This is a genomic window from Antarcticimicrobium luteum, assembly GCF_004358185.1.
GTDB classification, from domain to species: domain Bacteria; phylum Pseudomonadota; class Alphaproteobacteria; order Rhodobacterales; family Rhodobacteraceae; genus Antarcticimicrobium; species Antarcticimicrobium luteum.
In genome coordinates, this window is the sequence record NZ_SMUV01000059.1 from 1 (window position 1) to 19,100 (window position 19,100).

The window sequence follows — 19,100 nt, forward strand, 5'->3', positions numbered from 1 at the left end:
GCGCTGGCCCGCGACGACCTGCGCGAGGAGCTCTCCCGCTATCTCGCCGAGGTCGTCCAGATCGACAAGGCCGCACAGTAGACAAGCAGCGGGCGGCCCGTCGCGGGCCGTCTGGCTGTTGGGCCGCGGGCCGAAACGGTCTAGACTGCGGTGGACGACTGCCGATGCCCGGAGATGCCGCCGCTGGCCGATACCACAGATAACCCTGCCCCGCCCGCCCGCCTGCTGGACCTGACCCGTCTTGTCCGCCGAGCGGGGCGGCGTCCGACCGGCATCGACCGGGTCGAGATGGCCTATCTGCGTCATCTCGCCGGTGACGCGGTGCCGCTTTTCGCGCTGGTGCGCAGCGCCTGGGGTTACATCCTGCTGGACGCGGGCGGGATCGCCGATCTGGCCGCGCGATTTCAGGGGACGCGGGATTGGGGGCGGCCCGATCTGCTGTCGCGGCTGGCGCGCCGCCTGCCGCCGCCGGTGCGCCGGGCCGAAAGCGACCTGCGCCGCGCCGCCTGCGCCCGCAGCAGCCCGCTGGGGCTGGCGCGGATGCTGCGGCGCCATCTGCCCGGCGGGTTCGCCTATCTCAACGTCGGTCATTCCAACCTCGGCGCGCGCAGCCTGCGCGGGGTGCGCGCGGGCGGGGCCGGGCGCATCGCGGTGCTGATCCACGACGTGATCCCGCTGGAGTTTCCGCGGTATCAGCGCCCCGGCACCCCGGAGGCGTTCCGCGCCAAACTGGAACGGATACGCGCCTGGGCAGACCTGATTATTTACAATTCTGCCGACACACGCGCGCGCGCCGAGGCCCGGATGCGGGTCTGGGGGCCGGTGCCCGCCGGCGTGGTGGCGCATCTGGGCGTGGATCGGCCGCAGCCGGGGACATTGCCCCCGGGGATCGACGCCGAGCGCCCCTATTTCGTGGCGCTGGGCACGATCGAGCCGCGCAAGGGTCATGATCTGCTGCTCGATCTCTGGGACCAGATGGGGGAGGGGCCGGAGGTGCCCGGCCTGTTCCTCTGCGGTGCGCGGGGCTGGAACAACGACGCGGTGTTCGAAAGGCTGGACCGGCTGCCGCCCGATTCCTCCGTGCGCGAGCTGGCCGGGCTCGACGACGGGCAGATCGCGGCGCTGCTGGTGCGGGCCCGGGGGCTGCTGTTCCCCAGCCGGGCCGAGGGCTACGGGCTGCCCCCGATCGAGGCCGCCGCGCTGGGGGTGCCGGTGTTGAGCAGCGATTTGCCCTCTGTCCGGGAAATCCTGGGGAACATTCCAGTTTACCTGGATGAGTCCGACCGGTATCAATGGCTTAGCGCCGTCAAGACCCTGTCAATGGGCGGGATGGCGCCGCATGAGGCAGCAAGTGACGCAGGTTTTGTCCCACCGGGCTGGGAGAAGCACTTCAACATCGTCTTAAGGTTAACCTGATAGGCGCCAAGGGGTGACATGACCTGCAAATGGGTGAAGAGGGCGAGATTTGGGCGTATGGCAGACATATCGCCTGAGGATGCAGCGGAAACGCTGGCGCATCCGCGCGTTCCGCAAGCGGCGCGAGCTGTCCTCTGTCGTCAACCGCACGGCTGCGATCCGCCGCGACGACATCCTGCTGTTCTGCACCCAGCGCAACGAGCGTCTTCGCCTGCCCTATTTCCTCGAATATTACCGCGGGCTGGGTGTCGATCACTTCCTTTTCGTCGACAATGACAGCACCGACGGATCCCTCGACTATCTGCGCGACCAGGACGATGTCTCGCTCTGGCATACGGCGGCCAGCTACAAACGCGCGCGTTTCGGGGTCGACTGGCTGAACTGGCTGCAACGCAGGTACGGGCACCGGCACTGGTGCCTGGTGGTCGACCCGGACGAGCTGCTGATCTATCCTTTCTGCGACACCCGGCCGCTGCGGGCGCTGACCGATTGGCTTGACGCCTCATCCATCAAATCGTTCTCCGCGATGCTGCTGGACATGTATCCCAAGGGCCGTCTGGACGCGCAGCCCTACCGCGAGGGGCAGGATCCGATCGAGATAGCGCGCTGGTTCGACAGCGGCAATTACACCCTGAAAAAGAACCGGCGCTATGGCAACCTGTGGATCCAGGGCGGGCCGCGCAGCCGGGTGTTCTTTGCCGACAAACCGGCCAAGGCGCCGGCGCTGAACAAGATCCCGCTGGTCAAATGGGACCGCAAGTACACCTATGTCAGCTCGACCCACATGCTGCTGCCGCGCGGACTGAACCAGACCTTTGACGAATGGGGCGGCGAAAAGGCCAGCGGCGTTCTGCTGCACAGCAAGTTCATCGACACCTTTTCGGTCAAGGCGGCCGAGGAGCTGGAGCGCAAACAGCACTACGCGGCCTCGGTCGAATACCGCGCCTACGCGGAAACCCTGCGCGACGACCCCGAGCTGTGGTGCAAATGGTCCGAGAAATACATCAACTGGCGCCAGCTCGAGATTCTGGGGATGATGTCCAAGGGGAACTGGGCATGAGCGGTAGCGTCGGCATCGTGATGCTGGTGCACACCGCGCTGCATCGGGCCGAACAGGTGGCGCGGCACTGGCGCGCGGCCGGCTGTCCGGTGGTGATCCATGTGGACAGGAACGTGGCGCGCGCCACCTACCAGCGTTTCGAAAGGGCGCTGTCGGACGATCCCGGTATCCTGTTCAGCCCGCGCCACCGCTGCGAATGGGGAACATGGGGGATCGTCGAGGCAACCCAAAAGGCCGCCGAGATGATGCTCGACCGGTTTTCCGGGGTGCGCCATGTCTACCTTGCCTCCGGGTCCTGCCTGCCGCTGCGCCCGGTGCAGGAGCTGGTCGATTACCTCGCCGCCCGCCCGCGAACTGACTTCATCGAAAGCGCGACCACGGCCGATGTGCCCTGGACGGTGGGCGGGCTGGATGCGGAACGCTTCACCCTGCGCTTCCCGTTCTCGTGGAAGCGGCAGCGGGCGCTGTTCGACATGTATGTCGAGTTTCAGCGCCGGATCGGCTTCCGGCGCCGCATCCCGTCCGGGCTGGTGCCGCATATGGGCAGCCAGTGGTGGTGCCTGACGCGCCAGACCCTGTCGGCGATTCTGCAGGATCCCCAACGCAAGACCTATGAGCGCTACTTCCGCCGGGTCTGGATTCCGGACGAAAGCTATTTTCAGACTCTGGCGCGGAAATACTCGACCAATATCGAAAGCCGCTCGCTGACCCTGTCCAAGTTCGATTTTCAGGGAAAGCCGCACATCTTCTACGACGACCACCTACAATTGCTGCGCCGGTCCGACTGCTTTGTCGCGCGCAAGATCTGGCCGCGCGCCGATCGGCTCTATCAGGCGTTTCTGACGGACAGCGACGGCGCGATGAAACGGACCGAACCCAACCCGGGCAAGATCGACCGCATCTTCGCCAAGGCTGTCGAACGGCGCACGCGCGGGCGGCCGGGCCTCTACATGCAAAGCCGTTTTCCCCAGCCGGGCTGGGAGAACGGAATCACCGCCAGCCCCTATTCGGTGTTCCACGGTTTTTCCGAACTGTTCGAGAATTTCGAGACATGGCTGGCCCGGACCACCGGCGCGCGGGTGCATGGACATCTTTTCGCGCCCGAACGGGCCGAATTCGCCGGCGGCCAGGCGGTGATCAACGGCGCGCTCAGCAACAGCGCGGCCAAGCGGGACTATGATCCGGCGGCGTTCCTGACCAGCCTGATCTGGAACACGCGGGGCGAGCGGCAGTGTTTCCAGTTCGGCCCGCGCGATGCGCAAGCGATCAACCAAACCATCGCCCGCGACCCCAATGCGCAGGTCTCGGTCATCACCGGGGCCTGGGCGGTTCCGCTCTTCCGCTCCAACAGGAACTTTGCCGAGCTGCGCAAAGAGGCCGCCAGCCTGCAGCGCATCGAGAGCAAGCATCTGGACATCCTGCGCGCGGCACAGGCCAAGGCGCGGATCCGGATCTGGAACATGGCTGAATTCATAGAGGCGCCGATGGAACCGTTGCAGACCATCCTGGGCGAGCTTGGATCGCCGGCCCCGCGCCATCTGGCCGAGGCGCCGAAAATGGTCGATCTCACCGGCTTTGGCCAGTTCCTCCAGAACCTCAAGAACCAGGGCATGCACCCCTATCTCATGGGTGATTTTCCAGTGGACCAGGGGCCGGCGACGCCGTCCGAACCGGCCCGCAAACCCTATCTGGTAAGGTGATCCCGGCATGGCCGATTTCGATTATTTCACCGTCTTCGCCGAAATGCGCACCGGCTCCAATTTCCTCGAGGCCAATCTCAACGCGCTGGACGGCGTCGCCTGCCACGGCGAGGCGTTCAACCCGCATTTCATCGGCTATCCCAACCGCGACGAGATCCTCGGGATCAGCCGCGAGGCCCGCGATGACGACCCGCAACTCCTGATCGGCGCGATCCGGGGGCAGGCGGATGCGCTGGGCGGGTTCCGCTATTTCCACGACCATGATCCGCGTGTGCTCGATCCCATGCTGGACGATCCACGCTGCGCCAAGATCGTGCTGACGCGCAACCCGCTCGACAGCTATGTCTCATGGAAGATCGCGCAGGAAACCGGCCAGTGGAAGCTGACGGACGTCAAGCGGCGCAAGGCCGCCCGGGCCCGCTTTGACCCTGACGAGTTCGCCCGCCATGTCGGGGCGCTGCAACAGTTCCAGCAACAGCTACTGAACCGGCTCCAGATCCACGGGCAGACCGCATTCTACCTCGCCTATGAGGATCTTCAGGATCTGGAGGTGATGAACGGGCTTGCGCAGTGGCTGGGGATCGCGGCGCGGCTCGACAAGCTGGACCAGAGCCTCAAGCCGCAGAACCCGGCGCCGGTCACCGAAAAGGTCACCAACCCCGACGAGATGGCGGCGGCGCTGGCCGGACTTGACCGGTTCAACCTTACCCGTACCCCCAATTTCGAGCCGCGCCGCGGCCCGGTCGTGCCCAGCTATCTGGCCGCCGCCGAAACGCCGCTGCTTTACATGCCGGTGCGCGGCGGCCCGGAGGCCGCGGTTGCCGCCTGGCTCGCCGCGCTCGACGGGCTCGAGGCGGACGCGCTGCCGGGCCGGATGACCCAAAAGGATCTGCGCCAGTGGAAACGCCGCCACCCCGGCCATCGCAGCTTTACCGTGTTGCGTCATCCGGTGGCGCGGGCGCACCACGTGTTCTGTACCCGCATCCTTGACGACGGCCCGGGCAGCTTTCGCCAGATCCGCGACACCCTGCGCCGCAAGTTCAAGCTGCCGATCCCGAAATCGGCCCCCGATGAGGCCTATGACGTAGAGGCGCACCGCGCCGCGTTCGAGGGGTTTCTGGACTTCGTCAAAATGAACCTGGCCGGTCAGACCGCGATCCGGGTGGACAGCGCCTGGGGCACCCAGGCGCAGGCGCTGTCGGGTTTTGCGGATTTCGCCCCCCCCGACCTGGTGCTGCGCGAGGACGAGCTGGAGGCGCTGCTGCCCGATCTGGCCCGACGGGTCGGCCATGCCGCGCCGCCGGCGCCGGGGCCCGCCGAGGCGGACGGTCCGGTGCCCCTCGCCAGCATCTACGACCGGGCGCTGGAGGCGCGTGTCGCAGAGGTCTATCAGCGCGATTACATGATGTTCGGATTCGGACCCTGGCGGACGGCATAGGATTTCCGGATCCAGGGGGCGCGGCCCGGGATGGGTTCAGGCCGCGACCGGCTGTGCCTCGGTCAGAAGGGTATAAAGCGTGGCCGAGTCCGGATTGGCCCGCAGCTTGCTGCAAAGCGCGCTGTCGCGCAGCGTGCGCGATACCAGCGCCAGCGCCTTGAGATGCTCAACGCCGCTTTCCTCCGGGGCAAAAAGCGAAAAGGCGATGTCCACCGGCTGGCGGTCCACCGCGCCGAAGTCGATCGGCGTCTCCAGCATCAGAAAGATGCCGATCACGCTGTCGATCTCCGGCACCCGGGCGTGCGGCAGGGCGACGCCATGTCCCACACCGGTGGGGCCAAGGCTTTCGCGTTCGAGCAGGGCCTCGACGGTATTCTGCGGGTCCAGGCCATAGGCGCTGTGGGCCACATCGCCGATTTCCTGAAACAGTCTCTTCTTGCTCGAAGCCGCGGAAAAGACTTTCACGGCCTCAGGCTTGAGGATACTCGAAAGGGCCATCAATTGATTGCTCCACTCCGGCGCCACGGTGGGCGTCCCGGCTGTTATGTGTCGGTCTGCGGGTCGATCCAGCCGATATTGCCATCGTCGCGGCGATACACGACATTGACCCCGCTCTTGTTCTCGTTACGGAACACCAGAACCGGCGCGCCTGACAGCTCCATCTGCATTACCGCCTCGCCTACGCTGAGAGAGGGAATTTTGGTCTCCATCTCGGCGACGATGATCGGCTGAAGCGTTTCGGGCTCCGACTCGTCCGTCTGTTGATCCGAGGCGAGGATATACGAGGCCGCACCGAAAAGTTCAACCGGTTCCGACCGCTCGCGGTGGTGGTCCTTCAGGCGGCGCTTGTAGCGGCGCAATTGCTTTTCCATCTTGTCGCGGCAGGCGTCGAAGGCGCCGTAAATCTCGGTCGCATGCGCCTTGGCGGTCGCGGTCAGCCCTGTGGACAGATGCACCGTCGCCTCGCAAACGTATTCATGCGCATTCCGGGAAAAGACCACGTTGGCATCGGTGGGGCGCTCGGCGTATTTCTTGACCGCCGCGTTCAGCTCTTCCTGGACGTGGCTTTGCAAGGCCATGCCGATGTCGATCTGTTTTCCGCTGATTTGGTAACGCATGTGCTCTCCTTTTCATTTTACACCCTGCCTGCTCCGGTGACCCGGCCTGCGTTATTTGCGGGTGATGGGAAATGGCATCGCGGCCGGTTGCGCGTTGCCGGGCCCTGTGGCTAAGGCCGGATCGGAAACTGCATCGAACTGCACACGTGCCATGGTTCCATTTGAGGCGTGTTGCGCGGCAAGAGTCAACGCATCGCGGTATCGAATTGCGGAAAATCAGGTCGCGTCTGCTGCCCCGTTCAGGGTCCGCAGACCGCCCGCCCGGGCGTCAGAAAATCCGGAAGCTCTCGCCCAGATAGACGCGGCGGACATTTTCGTTCTCGACCACCTCGTCCGGGGTGCCCGACATCAGCACCTGGCCGTCATGCAGGATATAGGCGCGGTCGACGATCTCCAGCGTTTCGCGCACGTTGTGATCTGTGATCAGCACGCCGATGCCGCGTTTCTTCAGGTCGGCCACCAGATGGCGGATGTCGCCCACGCTGATCGGATCGACACCGGCAAAGGGTTCGTCCAGCAACAGGTATTTCGGATCGGCCGCCAGACAGCGGGCGATCTCCACCCGCCGGCGTTCCCCCCCCGACAGAGCCAGCGCCGGGGCGCGGCGCAGATGCTCGATCGAGAAATCCGACAACAACTCTTCCAGCCGCTCGCGGCGCGTATGTGGATCGCGCTCGGAAATATCCAGCACCGCCAGGATGTTGTCCTCCACGCTCAGCCCGCGAAAGATCGACATTTCCTGTGGCAGATAACCGATGCCCATCCGCGCGCGCCGGTACATCGGCAGTGTGGTCACCTTTTGCCCGTCCAGCGTCACGGTTCCGGCCTCGGGGAACACCAGCCCGGCAATGGCATAAAAGGTCGTGGTCTTGCCTGACCCGTTCGGACCCAACAGCGCCACCACCTCGCCGCGGTCCAGCTCCATCGACACGTCGCGAATTACCACCCGCTTGCGGTACGACTTGCGCACCCGCTCCACGCGCAGGCCCAGGCTTCCCTCGGTCACGGTCAGGTCGGGTTTCGCCATCAGTCGCCGCCGCCCGGATTCAGGATCGTTTTCACCCGCCCGGCCATCTGCGCAGTGCCGGTGGTCAGGTCCACCGTCATCCGCTGCGAGCTCAGCACGCTGGGCCCCTGGGTCAGCAGCACGTTGCCGGTCATCACGATCAGCCCGTTGTCGATGCTGTATACGGCGCTGTCGGATTCGGCCGCGTCCGGTCCGTTGACCAGCACCACGTTGCCGGTCGCCTCCAGCTGGGCGATGCGGCTGGCCTCGCGGTCATAGATCACAAAGACGCGATCGGCGGTCATCCGCATCGCGCCCTGGATCACCAGCACCTCGCCGGTGAACTCGGCCGAGCCGTCGGCCTGGTTCACATCCAGGCTGTCGGCGGTCACCTCGACCGGCTGGCTGGGGTCTGCCGGCTCCGCGCCAAAGGCGACGCGGGTCTCCTGCGCAAAGCTCGCGCCGGCCCCCAGGACAAAGGCGAGACAGAGAAAAAAGGCGCGAAATTTTTGCAAACTTACCGCTCCGGCGATTTTTTGGGATCGTATATCAGCTTAACGCCGTTTTTGAAAACCATATGCATCGGACCGCCAGGGTTTTTCGCGGCGATTTCCATCTGCCCTGCGGTCAGCTCCCCCACCGGTCCGGTGGCGCGCACCGCCCCCGGGGTGCTGGCGTGAAAGGTGCCGATCGTGGCGTCCAGCTGCTCGGTGCGCACCGTGTAGCCGGTCGAGGTGGTGATCTCGACCGCGCCGGCAAAGCTGGCCCGATCGCTTTGGGGATCGATCGACCCGGTCTGCGAGCGCAGCGCGATCTCGCCGCCCTTGGCCAGTTTCAACCGTGCGTCCAGCGCTTCGGCCTCGGCCAGCCCGCCCTGGCCGCCGGGCCGCGCCAGCCGGGCGCTGACGTTGATCTCGTCGCCGCCGTCGGTGGTGCCGGAAAAGAAGGGCGCGGTGATCTGCTGGCCGCGCACCCGCGCCTCGATCTCCTTGCGGGCAAACGGCAGGGTTCCCTCGGGATCGATACTGCTCGACAGCAGGAACAGCGTCGACAGCAGCGCCAGCGCCGCCAGCGGCAGGATGACCTTGAGATAGGCCACGAAACGCGAATGACTGTCCATCGCCGTGCTCGCCCCGGATCAGCCCAGACCGGCCCGCAGGCAGTCGTGGATATGCAAAAGACCCATCGCCCGGCGCGGCCCGTCGGGATCGACCACGAACAGACAGGTAATCTTGCGCGCGTTCATCAGCGCCACCGCCTCCTCGGCCAGCGCGTCCGGACCGATGGTGGTGGGCGCGGCCGTCATCACATCGGCGGCACGATGGGACAAAAGCCCCTCCATGTGGCGGCGCAGGTCGCCATCGGTGATGATGCCGGCAAGCGCACCCGTTGCATCGGTCACACCGACGACCCCGAACCCCTTCCGGCTGATTTCCAGCAGCGTGTCGCTCATCGGGGCCTCGGCGGGCACGGTGGGCAGCGCCTCGCCCGTGTGCATCAGATCGCGCACCTTGCTCAGCCGCGCCCCCAGCTTGCCGCCGGGGTGAAACTCGCGGAAATTCTCCAGCCGGAAATCGCGGTATTTCATCAGCGCGATGGCCAGCGCATCGCCCATCGCCAGTGTCAGCGTGGTCGAGGTCGAGGGCACCATGCCAAAGCCGCAGGCCTCGCCCAGCGAGGGGATCAGCAGATGCTCGTCCGCCTGGGTCATCAGCGTGCTGTCGGGGCGGCTGGACAGGCCGATCAGCGGAATCTCAAACCGGCGGGTATAGGCCAGCAGATTGGCCAGTTCCGGCGCCTCGCCCGAGTTGGAGATGGCCAGCACCACATCGCCCCTGGCCACCATGCCCAGATCGCCGTGGCTGGCCTCGGCGGGGTGGACGAAATGCGCCGGCGTGCCGGTGCTGGCCAGCGTCGCCGCGATCTTGCGCCCGATATGGCCGGACTTGCCGATGCCGCTGACGATGATCCGGCCCTTGGACGCGAGGATCAGCCGCAGCGCGCGGACAAAGCTTTCGTCAAGGCTCGCGGCCAGTGCGTCAAGCGCGCGGGCCTCGTCGGTGACGACCTGCCGCGCGGTTGCGAGGAATGTCTCGGTCCCGGTCATGCGTGGGCAAAGATGTCGATTTCGGGCCAGCCTTCCAGATCCAGCAGCGCGCGGTGCGGCAGGAAATCGAAACAGGCCTGGGCGATCTCGGTCCGCCCCTCGCGCGCCAGCCGCTTGTCCAGCTCCTCGCGCAGCCGGTGCAGGTGCAGCACGTCGGAGGCGGCGTAATCCAGCTGCGCGCCGGTCAGCTCCTCGGCGCCCCAGTCGCTCATCTGCTGCTGCTTGGAGACGTCCACGCCGATCAGTTCCGCGGTCAGGTTCTTCAGCCCGTGCCGGTCGGTGTAGGTGCGCACCAGCCGGCTGGCGATCTTGGTGCAATAGACCGGGGCGGCCAGCGCGCCAAAGGCATGATGCATCGCGGCGATGTCGAACCGGCCGAAATGGAACAGCTTCAGCACATCGGGATCCGTCAGCATCCGGCACAGGTTCGGCGCCTCGGTCTGGCCCTTGGCGACCTGTACGATATGCGCATTGCCGTCGCCGCCCGACATCTGCACCACGCACAGCCGGTCGCGATGCGGGTTCAGCCCCATGGTTTCGCAGTCGATGGCGACAACGGGGCCAAGGTCGAGCCCGTCGGGCAGATCGTTCTGATAGAGATGGTTCGCCACGTCGGGTTCCTTTGCTGCGGCCATGGGCCTGCGTATGGCTTTTGTTCCCGGTCGAAATAGGCCTTTTGGTGGGCAAACTCAACTGCGGCGCAGCGGGGCCTTGTCGCGGCGGGCGGGGCGCGCGATCCTTGCCCGACGCCCGGCCGCGCGCGGGGCCGCGCATATACAGTCCACCAGACGGAGCCAGACCCTGCCGACCCGCCCCGATCCTCTGCCCGCCGATCCGCCCGCCGATCTGATCGCTCGGCTGCGCCGGCACCGGATTTTGCCCGGCGCGCCGCGCCCGGTGGCGCTGGCGGGCGGGCGCACCAACCGGGTCTGGCGGTTGCGGGGCGAGCTGTACGATTTCGTCCTCAAACTCTACGATGCCGGCGCCGCCACACCGCTTTTCGCCAATGACCCGGTGCGCGAGGCGGCCTGCCTCGCGGCGCTCTGCGCGCAGGGCCTCGCCCCGGCGCCGGTGGCCGGCGATCCACAGGCCGAAACGCCCTGGATCCTCTATCGTCATCTGCCCGGCGCGCGCTGGGTGCAGGGACCGGCGGCGGTGGCGCGCCTTCTGGCCCGTGTCCACGCCCATCCACCTCCGCCCGGCCTGCCGGCGGCGCCCGGCGGCAGCGCCGCGCTGAGCCGCCAAACCCTTGAAATTTTGTCGCTTTGCCGCTCCGGGCAGGCCGACGATCTGCGCCTGCTCGAGCCGCCGGGCACTGTCGCCGCCGCTGGCCGCACCCGGCTGCTGCACGGCGATCCGGTGCCGGGAAATATCGTGGTGCAGGGCACCCGCGCCACGCTGATCGACTGGCAATGTCCGGCCCTGGGCGATCCGGTGGAGGATCTGGCGCTCTTCACGTCGCCGGCGATGCAGCTGATTTATCGCGGTGCCCCGCTCAGCCATGCGGAAACAGACGCGTTTCTAACGGCTTATCCGGATCGCACGGTTGTCGCCCGATACCACGCGCTTCGCCCCTGGCATCACTGGCGCATGGCGGCCTATTGCCTCTATCAGGCGGCGCGCGGGCGCCCCGGATATGCCGAAGGCCTGGATCTGGAGCGCGCCGCGCTCAGCGCTCAGTCCCCGGCCCGATAATCGCTGCGCCCGACCGAGACATAGCGGGCGAACCCGGCGCGTCTGGCATCCTGCGCCGAATAGATGTTGCGCAGATCGGCCATCGCCGGAAAGGCCATGCGTTTCGCCAGCCGCTTCAGATCCAGCGCGCGAAACTCGTTCCATTCGGTCAGGATCACCAGCGCGTCGGCGTTCTGCGCCGCCTTGTAGGCGTCGTCCATCCAATGCACCCCGGGCAGCAGCGCCTCGCCCTCGCGCCGGCCCTGCGGGTCGACCACCCGCACCCGGGCTCCGGCCCCGATCAGGGCGGGGATGACGGTCAGGCTGGGCGCCTCGCGCATGTCGTCGGTATTCGGCTTGAAGGTCACACCCAGCACCGCGACGGTCTTGCCGGCGAGATGACCGTCCATCATGTCGGTGATCTTCTCGATCATCCGGCGGCGGGTCTCGTCATTGACCTTGATGACGGTCTCGGTGATCTGCATCGGCAGGCCGTGGTCCTGTCCGATCCGTGCCAACGCCTTGGTATCCTTTGGAAAACATGACCCGCCATAGCCGGGGCCGGCATGCAGGAACTTGTTTCCGATCCGCCCGTCGCGGCCCATCCCCTTGCTCACCTGCTTGATGTCGGCGCCGACCCGTTCGCAGAGCGCCGCGATCTCGTTTATGAAGGTGATCTTGGTCGCCAGAAACGCGTTCGCGGCGTATTTGATCATTTCGGCGCTTTCCAGATCGGTGGTGATGATCGGAAATTCGCGCAGGTAGAGCGGCCGGTAGATATCCGCCATCACCTGGGCGGCGCGGTCATTTTGCACGCCCACGATGATGCGGTCGGGTTTCATGAAATCCTCGATCGCAGCGCCTTCGCGCAGGAATTCGGGGTTGCTGGCCACGTCGAATTCGGCCTGCGGATTGGCCTTGGCGATCACCTCTTCGACCTGTCGGTTGGTGCCCACCGGCACGGTGGATTTGGTCACGACTACGGTATAGCCGGTGATCGCATGGGCGATCTCCTCGGCGGCGGCCATCACATAGGACAGGTCCGCATGACCGTCACCGCGCCGCGTCGGCGTGCCGACCGCGATGAACACCGCCTCGGCGCCGTCCACCGCCGCCGGCAGATCCGTGGTGAACGACAGCCGTCCGGCCGCCACGTTCTTTTCGATCAGCGCATCCAGACCGGGTTCAAAGATCGGCACCTCGCCGCGTTCCAGCATGGCGATCTTTTCCGGATTCTTGTCGACGCAGACCACGTCGTGGCCGAAATCCGAGAAACACACGCCCGAGACCAGCCCGACATATCCCGTCCCGATCATCGCAATTTTCATATGCCCGTCCTCAAGCCCGGTTTTTCTCAGGGATGGGCGATCCTGCGGGGGCTGTCAACCGCGCCGCGAAAGGACCGCTCAGAGGTCGCCGAGCGCCAGCGCCGCGTAGAGCGGCGGCATCAGCAGACGCCGGGCCCGGCCCAGTGGAAAGCGCCGCATCGGTCGCCGCATCGGGTCGGGGTAGGGCAGATCCGGCGTCTGGCCCCGTGCCAGATCGGCCAGCAGCCGCCCGGTATAGCTGCCCATCGCCACGCCGTTGCCGTGATAGGCCAGCCCGGCGAACATCCCCGGGCGTCCCGGCACCGGTCCGGCAAAGGGCACGCGGTTTGCGGCCAGACAGACCATCCCGGACCACATATGCGCGCTTTCCACGCCGCGCCAGGCGGGGAACATGCGCTCGAAATCGGCCCTGGTGCGGGCCCGCGCGGCGGCCTCGGCCCGGCCGCCGGAGAGCAGCCCGCCACGCATCCCGAACAGGAACCGCCGGTCGGGCATCAGCCGGAAGTAATGCAGCAGGTTGCGGGTGTCATAGGCCATCTGGTCCGTGGTCCAGCCCTGCGCGGCAAGTTCCGCATCGCTCAGCGGTCGGGTGACCAGCACGGTGGACTGCGCCGGCATATAGCGGCCCGCCAGCCAGCCGGGGAGATCCTCGCTGGAATAACCATTGGTACAGATCAGGACCGTCTCGGCCTGCAGCGTGCCCTGCGGCAGGGCGATCCGGTAACCGCCGGCGGTTGTCTCGATCCGGCCCGCCGGGCTTTTCTGATAGAGGGCCGCCCCGGCCTCTGCGGCGGCGCGGGCAAGGCCGAGAACGTATTTGCGCGGATTGAGACCAAAGCCGACCGGCAGGGTCAGCGCACCGTGGAACGGCCCGCCGAACCCTTCCGAGGCCAGATCGGCGCGTTCGGTCAGAACTGCGCCCTCCTCGCCCTCGGCGGCGCGGCGCAGACGGGCCATCGCGCGGGGGCTGTGGGCGATCTGGGTTTCGCCGCGCGAATGGGTGTCGGCGTCGATCCCCAGCCGGTCGAGCAGACCGGCCACCAGTTTCACCGCCGCGACCTCGGCCCGATAGAAATCGCGCGCCTGCTCTGGTCCATAGGCCCGGGCGAATTGCGCGCTGCTGAGCTTGGCGCCGCCAAGGCAGCAGAACCCGCCGTTGCGCCCCGAGGCGCCCCAGCCGGGATACTCCGCGTCCAGCACCGCGACCGAGGCGCCCGCCCCGGCCAGGTGCAGCGCGGCGGACAGCCCGGTATAGCCGCCGCCGATCACCGCGACATCGGTGCGCAGATCCCCCCGCGCCTCGGGCCAGTCGGGGCGGGTTGCGGTTTCATCCCACCAGCAGCCGTCGCGCGGCGCGCCCGAATAGGCAAAAGCCCCGAAGATCCGTTTCATTGCGCGCGCGCCGCTTCCTGTTCGTCCTTCTGCTGGCGCACAAGGCTGCGTTTGGAGACCAGCGAGGCCGCGATCACCCCGACCGCGACGATGGCGATCATGACGGTGGACAGCGCGTTGATCTCGGGGCTTACCCCCAGCCGCACCGCCGAGAAGATCTTGATCGGCAGCGTGGTCGAGGACGGCCCGGCGGTGAAGGAGGCGATCACCAGATCGTCGAGCGAGAGCGTGAAGGCCAGCAGCCAGCCCGAGATGACCGCCGGGGCGATGATCGGCAGGGTGACCAGCCGGAACGCCTGTGCCGGGGAACAGCCGAGGTCGAGCGCGGCCTCTTCCAGCGAGCGGTCGAAGGTCACCAGCCGCGAGGACACCACCACCGAGACATAGCACATCGAAAAGGTGGTATGCGCCAGCACGATGGTCAGAACACCGCGATCCAGCCCGATGCCGATGAACAGCAGCAGCAGCGACAGGCCGGTGATCACCTCGGGCATCACCAGCGGCGCATAGATCATGCCGGAGAACAGCGTGCGGCCCAGGAACCGGTTGCCGCGTACCAGCACATAGGCCGCCATGGTGCCCAGAACCGTGGCGATGGAGGAGGAGAACACCGCCACCTTCAGCGTCACCCAGGCGGCATCGAGGAAGGCCTCGTTGTGCAGCAGCTCGCCGTACCAGCGGGTGGAAAACCCGGCCCAGACGGTGACCAGCTTGCTCGCGTTGAAGCTGTAGATCACCAGGATCAGCATCGGGATGTAGAGGAACGCGAACCCCAGCGTCAGCGATACGGTATTGAACCAGCTCAGCCTGTTCATTGCTCCGCCTCCGCCTGTTTCTGCTGGTTGCGCTGGAACAGCACGATCGGAATCACCAGGAGCAGCAGCAGCACGATCGCCACCGCGCTGGCCACCGGCCAGTCGCGGTTGGAAAAGAACTCCTCCCACAGCACCTTGCCAATCATCAGCGTGCCCGATCCGCCCAGCAGCGAGGGGATCACAAACTCGCCCAGTGCCGGGATGAAGACCAGAAAACACCCCGCCGCGATGCCGTTTTTCGACAGCGGCACGGTGATCAGCCAGAACGCGCTGAGCCGTGAACAGCCCAGATCCTCGGCCGCCTCAATCAGCGATTCGTCCAGCCGGTCCAGCGCGGCGTAGATCGGCAGGATCATGAACGGCAGATAGGTATAAACGATGCCGATATAGACCGCGATCTTGGTGTTCAGGATGATCAGCGGCTCATTGATGATGCCGGTCCACAGCAGGAACTGGTTCAGGAACCCCTCCTGGCTGAGGATGCCCATCCAGGAATAGACGCGGATCAGGAAACTGGTCCAGAACGGCAGGATGATCAGCATCATCAGAGTGGGGCGCCACTCTCCCGGCGCGCGGGCCATGCCATAGGCGATGGGATAGCCGATCATCAGCGTCAGCACGGTCGAGATCAGGGCGATGGTCAGGCTGCTGAGATAGGCCTTCCAGTACAGGTCGTCCTCGGTGAGCCAGATGAAATTCTCGAAATCCAGACCGGCGAAGAACGCCTTGATCCCCGCCCAGCCGGCGGCGAAATCCAGCGTCGGCGTATAGGGCGGGATCGCCAGCGCGATGTCCGAGAGCGAGATCTTCAGGACGATGATGAAGGGCACCAGGAACAGCGCCAGAAGCCAGAGATAGGGAACCGCGATCAGGAGCAGTCGGCGCATCGTTTCACCCCGCCAGAAGAACGCCGCCGGTGACCGTCCAGGACAGCCAGACGGGATCTTCCCAAGTGAAACTCCGGCGCGAGATGCGGCGCGTGTTCGCCGTCTGCGCCTTGATGACCGTGCCCGAGGTCAGCTCGACATGATAGGTCGAGATATTGCCCAGATAGGCGATATCCAGCACCTTGCCCTGAACCGCGTTCAGGGCGCCTTCGGGACGTTCGGCGGAAATCGTCACCTTTTCCGGCCGGATCGCCAGGTAACAGGTCTGGCCGGGGTCGAACCGGGTGGCGGAGGTCGCCTGCAGCGGCGTCTCGCCCTCGGCCCAGTCGATGCGATAGGTGTCGTCCTCGCCCCCGGCCTCTGGCGTGGCGCGCCCTTCGATGATGTTCACGTCGCCGATGAAATCGGCCACATAGACGTTTTCGGGGCTCTCATAGATCCGGTCCGGCGTGGCCACCTGGATCAGCTTGCCTTCGTCCATCACCGCCACGCGGGAGGCGACGGTCATCGCCTCTTCCTGGTCGTGGGTGACGATGACAAAGGTGGTTCCGGTCTTTTCCTGGATGTCCATCAGCTCGAACTGGGTATCCTGGCGCAGCTTCTTGTCCAGCGCGCCCAGCGGCTCGTCGAGCAGCAGCAGTTTCGGCGCCTTGGCAAGGCTGCGCGCCAGTGCCACGCGCTGGCGCTGGCCGCCCGAGATCTGGTGCGGTTTGCGGCGCGCGAATTTTTCCAGCCGGGTCAGCTTCAGCATCTCGGCCACGCGGGCCTCGACATCGGCCTTTGGCCGGCCGTCGCGGCGCAGGCCGAAGGCGATGTTGTCCCAGACCGACAGGTGCGGAAACAGCGCGTAGGACTGGAACATCATGTTCACCGCGCGCTTGTTCGGCGGCACGCCGACGATGTCCTTGCCGGACAGTTCGATGCGGCCCTCGGTCGGTGACTCGAACCCGCCCAGCATCCGCATCATCGTGGTCTTGCCGCAGCCCGACGGGCCCAGCAGGGCAAAGAATTCCCGCTCAAAGATATCAAGCGACAGGTTGTCGATGGCAGTGAATGTGCCGAACCGCTTGGTCACGTTCTGGAACCGGATCAACGGCTTTGCCTCTGGGTCTTCCCAGGGCGCGAATTTCGTGGATTGCAAGGTGGCCCCCGTTGGTCTGAGCATCATCGGGGCGGGCCGAAACCGGCCCGCCCGCGAAATCAGGGCTCAGGTGCCCGACTTGATCTTGGTCCACAGACGGGTGACGACCCGCTGCACCTTGGCCGGATAGGGCCGGGTGGTGAACAGGTTTTCCAGCGTCGCGGCATCCGGATAGATCGCCGGATCGCCGATGACGTCCTCGACCAGGAATTCCTGCGAGGCGAGGTTGCCATTGGCGTAGTAGACATAGTTCGAGGCCGCCGCCATGTTCTGGGCGTCCATGATGAAATTCAGGAACTTGTGCGCGGCGTCCGGGTTGGGCGCGTCGACCGGAATCGCCATCTGGTCGAACCACATCTGGGCGCCTTCCTTGGGCGCGTGATAGGCGATCTCGACGCCATTGTCGGCCTCGGCCGCGCGGTCGCGCGCCTGCAGCACGTCACCCGACCAGCCGACCGCGACGCAGATGTCGCCATTGGCCAGCCCGTTGATGTACTCCGAGCTGTGGAACTTCTGGATATAGGGGCGGACCGCCATATAGACGCCTTCGGCCTTGGCGATGACGTCGGGGTCCTGGCTGTCGGGATCCTCGCCGATGTATTTCAGCGCGGCCGGGATCATCTCGGCGGGGGCGTCGAGGAAATGCACGCCGCAGCCGGCCAGCTTCTCCATGTTGGCGGGGTCAAAGACCAGCGCCCAGCTGTCGATCGGGGCGTCCTCGCCCAGCAGCTCGGTCACCTTGCCGACATTCACGCCGATGCCGGTGGTGCCCCACATGTAGTTGATCGAATAGGCGTTGTCGGGGTCATATTGCGCGGTGCGCTTTTCGACGACGTCCCACATGTTCTTGTGGTTCGGCAGTTTGGACATGTCCAGTTTCTGGAACGCGCCCGCGGAAATCTGGCGCTGCAGGAAGGTGCCCGAGGGCACCACCACGTCATAGCCCGAGCCGCCGGCCAGCATCTTGGTCTCGAGAACCTCGTTGCTGTCGAACACGTCATAGATCAGGTCGATGCCGGTTTCTGCCTCGAACTTGGCCAGCAACTCCTCGTCGATATAGTCCGACCAGTTGTAAACGCGGACTTCCTCGGCCTGCACGGCGGAGGCGCCCAGCGCCAGAACCGCGGTCAGACTCAGCGATTTGAAGGTCATAGTAGTCTCCCTGTGAAGGAACGGGTTTACCCCCGCATCTTCTGATTTGATCAAGTTTTGCCTTCCCCGGCAACAAGGGATATGTTTTCACGCAGCCTCGCTCAGTGCAAGCATAGTCAGTCGCATCAGGAAGAGTCCGTTGAATTTGATCAAAAAATCAGCAGCGAAAGCCCCGAAACCGGCCGCCGAACCGCCGGTTCACGAACAGGTTTATCAGAAACTCCGGGGTCAGATCCTGTTCGGAGAGATGGCTCCGGGCCAGGCTGTGACCATTCAGGGGCTGACTGATTCGCTTGGCGCCGGCATGACTCCGGTGCGCGAGGCGATCCGGCGATTGATCTCGGACGGGGCGCTGGTGTTTCAGGGCAACCGCCGCGTCAGCGTGCCGGTGTTGTCGGCGGCGGATGTCGAGCAGCTGATCTTCGTCCGCCAGGCCCTGGAATCCGAACTGACGCGCCGGGCCGCGCGCCATGTCACGCCGGGTCTGATCGCCGAGCTGGAAGCAATTGACTCGGCTTTGGATTCCGCCATCGCGGCGGGCGATGTCTCGGGCTATCTGCAGCAGAACTATAACTTTCACACGGCCCTTTATGCCCGCGCGCAGGCGCCGGTGATGCTGGATCTGTCCGACCGGATGTGGCTGCGGTTCGGCCCCTCTCTGCGGGTTGTCTGTGGCCGGTTCGGGACACAGAATCTGCCCGACCGGCACAAGGAACTGCTGGATGCGCTGCGCATCGGCGATATAGAGGCCGCGGCCGGGGCGATGGCTGAGGATGTGGTTCAGGGCATGCAAATGGTCGACGCGGTGCTGGAAGAACGCAGCGTGCAGGTCTGATTCGATTGACAGCAAAAAATTTGATCATATT

19 protein-coding genes are annotated in these 19,100 nt (G+C 65.6%); 6 read left to right on the forward strand and 13 right to left on the reverse strand.

The genetic code is table 11. The features are described from left to right. The first annotated feature begins 150 nt into the window (after positions 1 to 150). From E1832_RS07445 to E1832_RS07460, 4 genes are all read left to right on the forward strand, one after another. Positions 151 to 1,416: a glycosyltransferase family 4 protein gene (locus E1832_RS07445; protein ID WP_245513895.1), complete on the forward strand. Its 1,266-nt coding sequence runs from the start codon at positions 151 to 153 to the stop codon at positions 1,414 to 1,416. 79 nt (positions 1,417 to 1,495) lie between these two features. Next, complete coding sequence (locus tag E1832_RS07450; protein WP_206021019.1) at positions 1,496 to 2,476, forward strand: glycosyltransferase family 2 protein; 981 nt, start codon at positions 1,496 to 1,498, stop codon at positions 2,474 to 2,476. Further along, entirely contained in the window at positions 2,473 to 4,176 is a 1,704-nt protein-coding gene (locus E1832_RS07455; RefSeq protein ID WP_245513896.1) for a beta-1,6-N-acetylglucosaminyltransferase, read from the forward strand. Before E1832_RS07450 ends, E1832_RS07455 begins: the two co-directional genes overlap by 4 nt. Positions 4,177 to 4,183: 7 nt before the next feature. After that, positions 4,184 to 5,614 carry a nodulation protein NodH gene (locus E1832_RS07460; RefSeq protein WP_133359113.1) on the forward strand — a complete coding sequence of 477 codons (1,431 nt, stop codon included), beginning with the start codon at positions 4,184 to 4,186 and terminating at the stop codon, positions 5,612 to 5,614. A 36-nt stretch (positions 5,615 to 5,650) separates the two neighbouring features. Here E1832_RS07460 and E1832_RS07465 read toward each other — a convergent pair whose 3' ends face one another. The 7 genes from E1832_RS07465 to E1832_RS07495 form a co-directional block, all read right to left on the reverse strand. Beyond that, positions 5,651 to 6,112, reverse strand: a complete 462-nt coding sequence (locus tag E1832_RS07465) for a PTS sugar transporter subunit IIA (RefSeq protein ID WP_133359114.1) — start codon at positions 6,110 to 6,112, stop codon at positions 5,651 to 5,653. Positions 6,113 to 6,156: 44 nt separating this feature from the next. Then, positions 6,157 to 6,732: a ribosome hibernation-promoting factor, HPF/YfiA family gene (gene hpf, locus E1832_RS07470; protein WP_133359115.1), complete on the reverse strand. Its 576-nt coding sequence runs from the start codon at positions 6,730 to 6,732 to the stop codon at positions 6,157 to 6,159. A 268-nt stretch (positions 6,733 to 7,000) separates the two neighbouring features. Further along, positions 7,001 to 7,759 carry an LPS export ABC transporter ATP-binding protein gene (gene lptB / locus E1832_RS07475; RefSeq protein ID WP_133359116.1) on the reverse strand — a complete coding sequence of 253 codons (759 nt, stop codon included), beginning with the start codon at positions 7,757 to 7,759 and terminating at the stop codon, positions 7,001 to 7,003. Beyond that, complete coding sequence (locus E1832_RS07480) at positions 7,759 to 8,253, reverse strand: LptA/OstA family protein (RefSeq protein ID WP_133359117.1); 495 nt, start codon at positions 8,251 to 8,253, stop codon at positions 7,759 to 7,761. Before E1832_RS07480 ends, lptB begins: the two co-directional genes overlap by 1 nt. A gap of 2 nt (positions 8,254 to 8,255) precedes the next feature. Next, positions 8,256 to 8,858 (reverse strand): hypothetical protein, encoded by a 603-nt coding sequence (locus E1832_RS07485; RefSeq protein ID WP_133359118.1) that lies wholly within the window; start codon positions 8,856 to 8,858, stop codon positions 8,256 to 8,258. An 18-nt stretch (positions 8,859 to 8,876) separates the two neighbouring features. Next, positions 8,877 to 9,845 carry a KpsF/GutQ family sugar-phosphate isomerase gene (locus E1832_RS07490; protein ID WP_133359119.1) on the reverse strand — a complete coding sequence of 323 codons (969 nt, stop codon included), beginning with the start codon at positions 9,843 to 9,845 and terminating at the stop codon, positions 8,877 to 8,879. Further along, complete coding sequence (locus E1832_RS07495; RefSeq protein WP_133359198.1) at positions 9,842 to 10,456, reverse strand: ribonuclease D; 615 nt, start codon at positions 10,454 to 10,456, stop codon at positions 9,842 to 9,844. The genes E1832_RS07490 and E1832_RS07495 overlap by 4 nt, the downstream gene beginning before the upstream one ends. A gap of 100 nt (positions 10,457 to 10,556) precedes the next feature. On the opposite strand from E1832_RS07495, the gene E1832_RS07500 reads away from it, so the two are divergent. After that, entirely contained in the window at positions 10,557 to 11,540 is a 984-nt protein-coding gene (locus E1832_RS07500) for a phosphotransferase (RefSeq protein ID WP_245513897.1), read from the forward strand. Here the strand turns inward: E1832_RS07500 and E1832_RS07505 are convergent. The 6 genes from E1832_RS07505 to E1832_RS07530 all read right to left on the reverse strand — a co-directional run bounded on the left by E1832_RS07505 (position 11,522) and on the right by E1832_RS07530 (position 18,234). Next, a complete protein-coding gene (locus tag E1832_RS07505; RefSeq protein WP_133359121.1) occupies positions 11,522 to 12,847 on the reverse strand; it encodes a UDP-glucose dehydrogenase family protein in 1,326 nt (441 codons plus the stop codon). The two genes, E1832_RS07500 and E1832_RS07505, sit on opposite strands and share 19 nt — an antisense overlap. A gap of 78 nt (positions 12,848 to 12,925) precedes the next feature. Further along, positions 12,926 to 14,239: an NAD(P)/FAD-dependent oxidoreductase gene (locus tag E1832_RS07510; RefSeq protein ID WP_133359122.1), complete on the reverse strand. Its 1,314-nt coding sequence runs from the start codon at positions 14,237 to 14,239 to the stop codon at positions 12,926 to 12,928. After that, positions 14,236 to 15,054, reverse strand: a complete 819-nt coding sequence (locus E1832_RS07515) for an ABC transporter permease (RefSeq protein WP_133359123.1) — start codon at positions 15,052 to 15,054, stop codon at positions 14,236 to 14,238. The genes E1832_RS07510 and E1832_RS07515 overlap by 4 nt, the downstream gene beginning before the upstream one ends. Continuing rightward, positions 15,051 to 15,941 (reverse strand): ABC transporter permease subunit, encoded by an 891-nt coding sequence (locus E1832_RS07520; protein WP_133359124.1) that lies wholly within the window; start codon positions 15,939 to 15,941, stop codon positions 15,051 to 15,053. The genes E1832_RS07515 and E1832_RS07520 overlap by 4 nt, the downstream gene beginning before the upstream one ends. Positions 15,942 to 15,945: 4 nt before the next feature. Further along, on the reverse strand, positions 15,946 to 17,106 hold the full coding sequence (locus tag E1832_RS07525) for an ABC transporter ATP-binding protein (protein ID WP_133359199.1): 1,161 nt from the start codon (positions 17,104 to 17,106) through the stop codon (positions 15,946 to 15,948). Between the two features lie 42 nt (positions 17,107 to 17,148). Beyond that, entirely contained in the window at positions 17,149 to 18,234 is a 1,086-nt protein-coding gene (locus E1832_RS07530) for a polyamine ABC transporter substrate-binding protein (protein WP_133359125.1), read from the reverse strand. 139 nt (positions 18,235 to 18,373) lie between these two features. Between E1832_RS07530 and E1832_RS07535 the strand changes: the two genes are divergently transcribed. After that, positions 18,374 to 19,069, forward strand: a complete 696-nt coding sequence (locus E1832_RS07535; protein WP_133359200.1) for a GntR family transcriptional regulator — start codon at positions 18,374 to 18,376, stop codon at positions 19,067 to 19,069. Positions 19,070 to 19,100 lie beyond the last annotated feature (31 nt).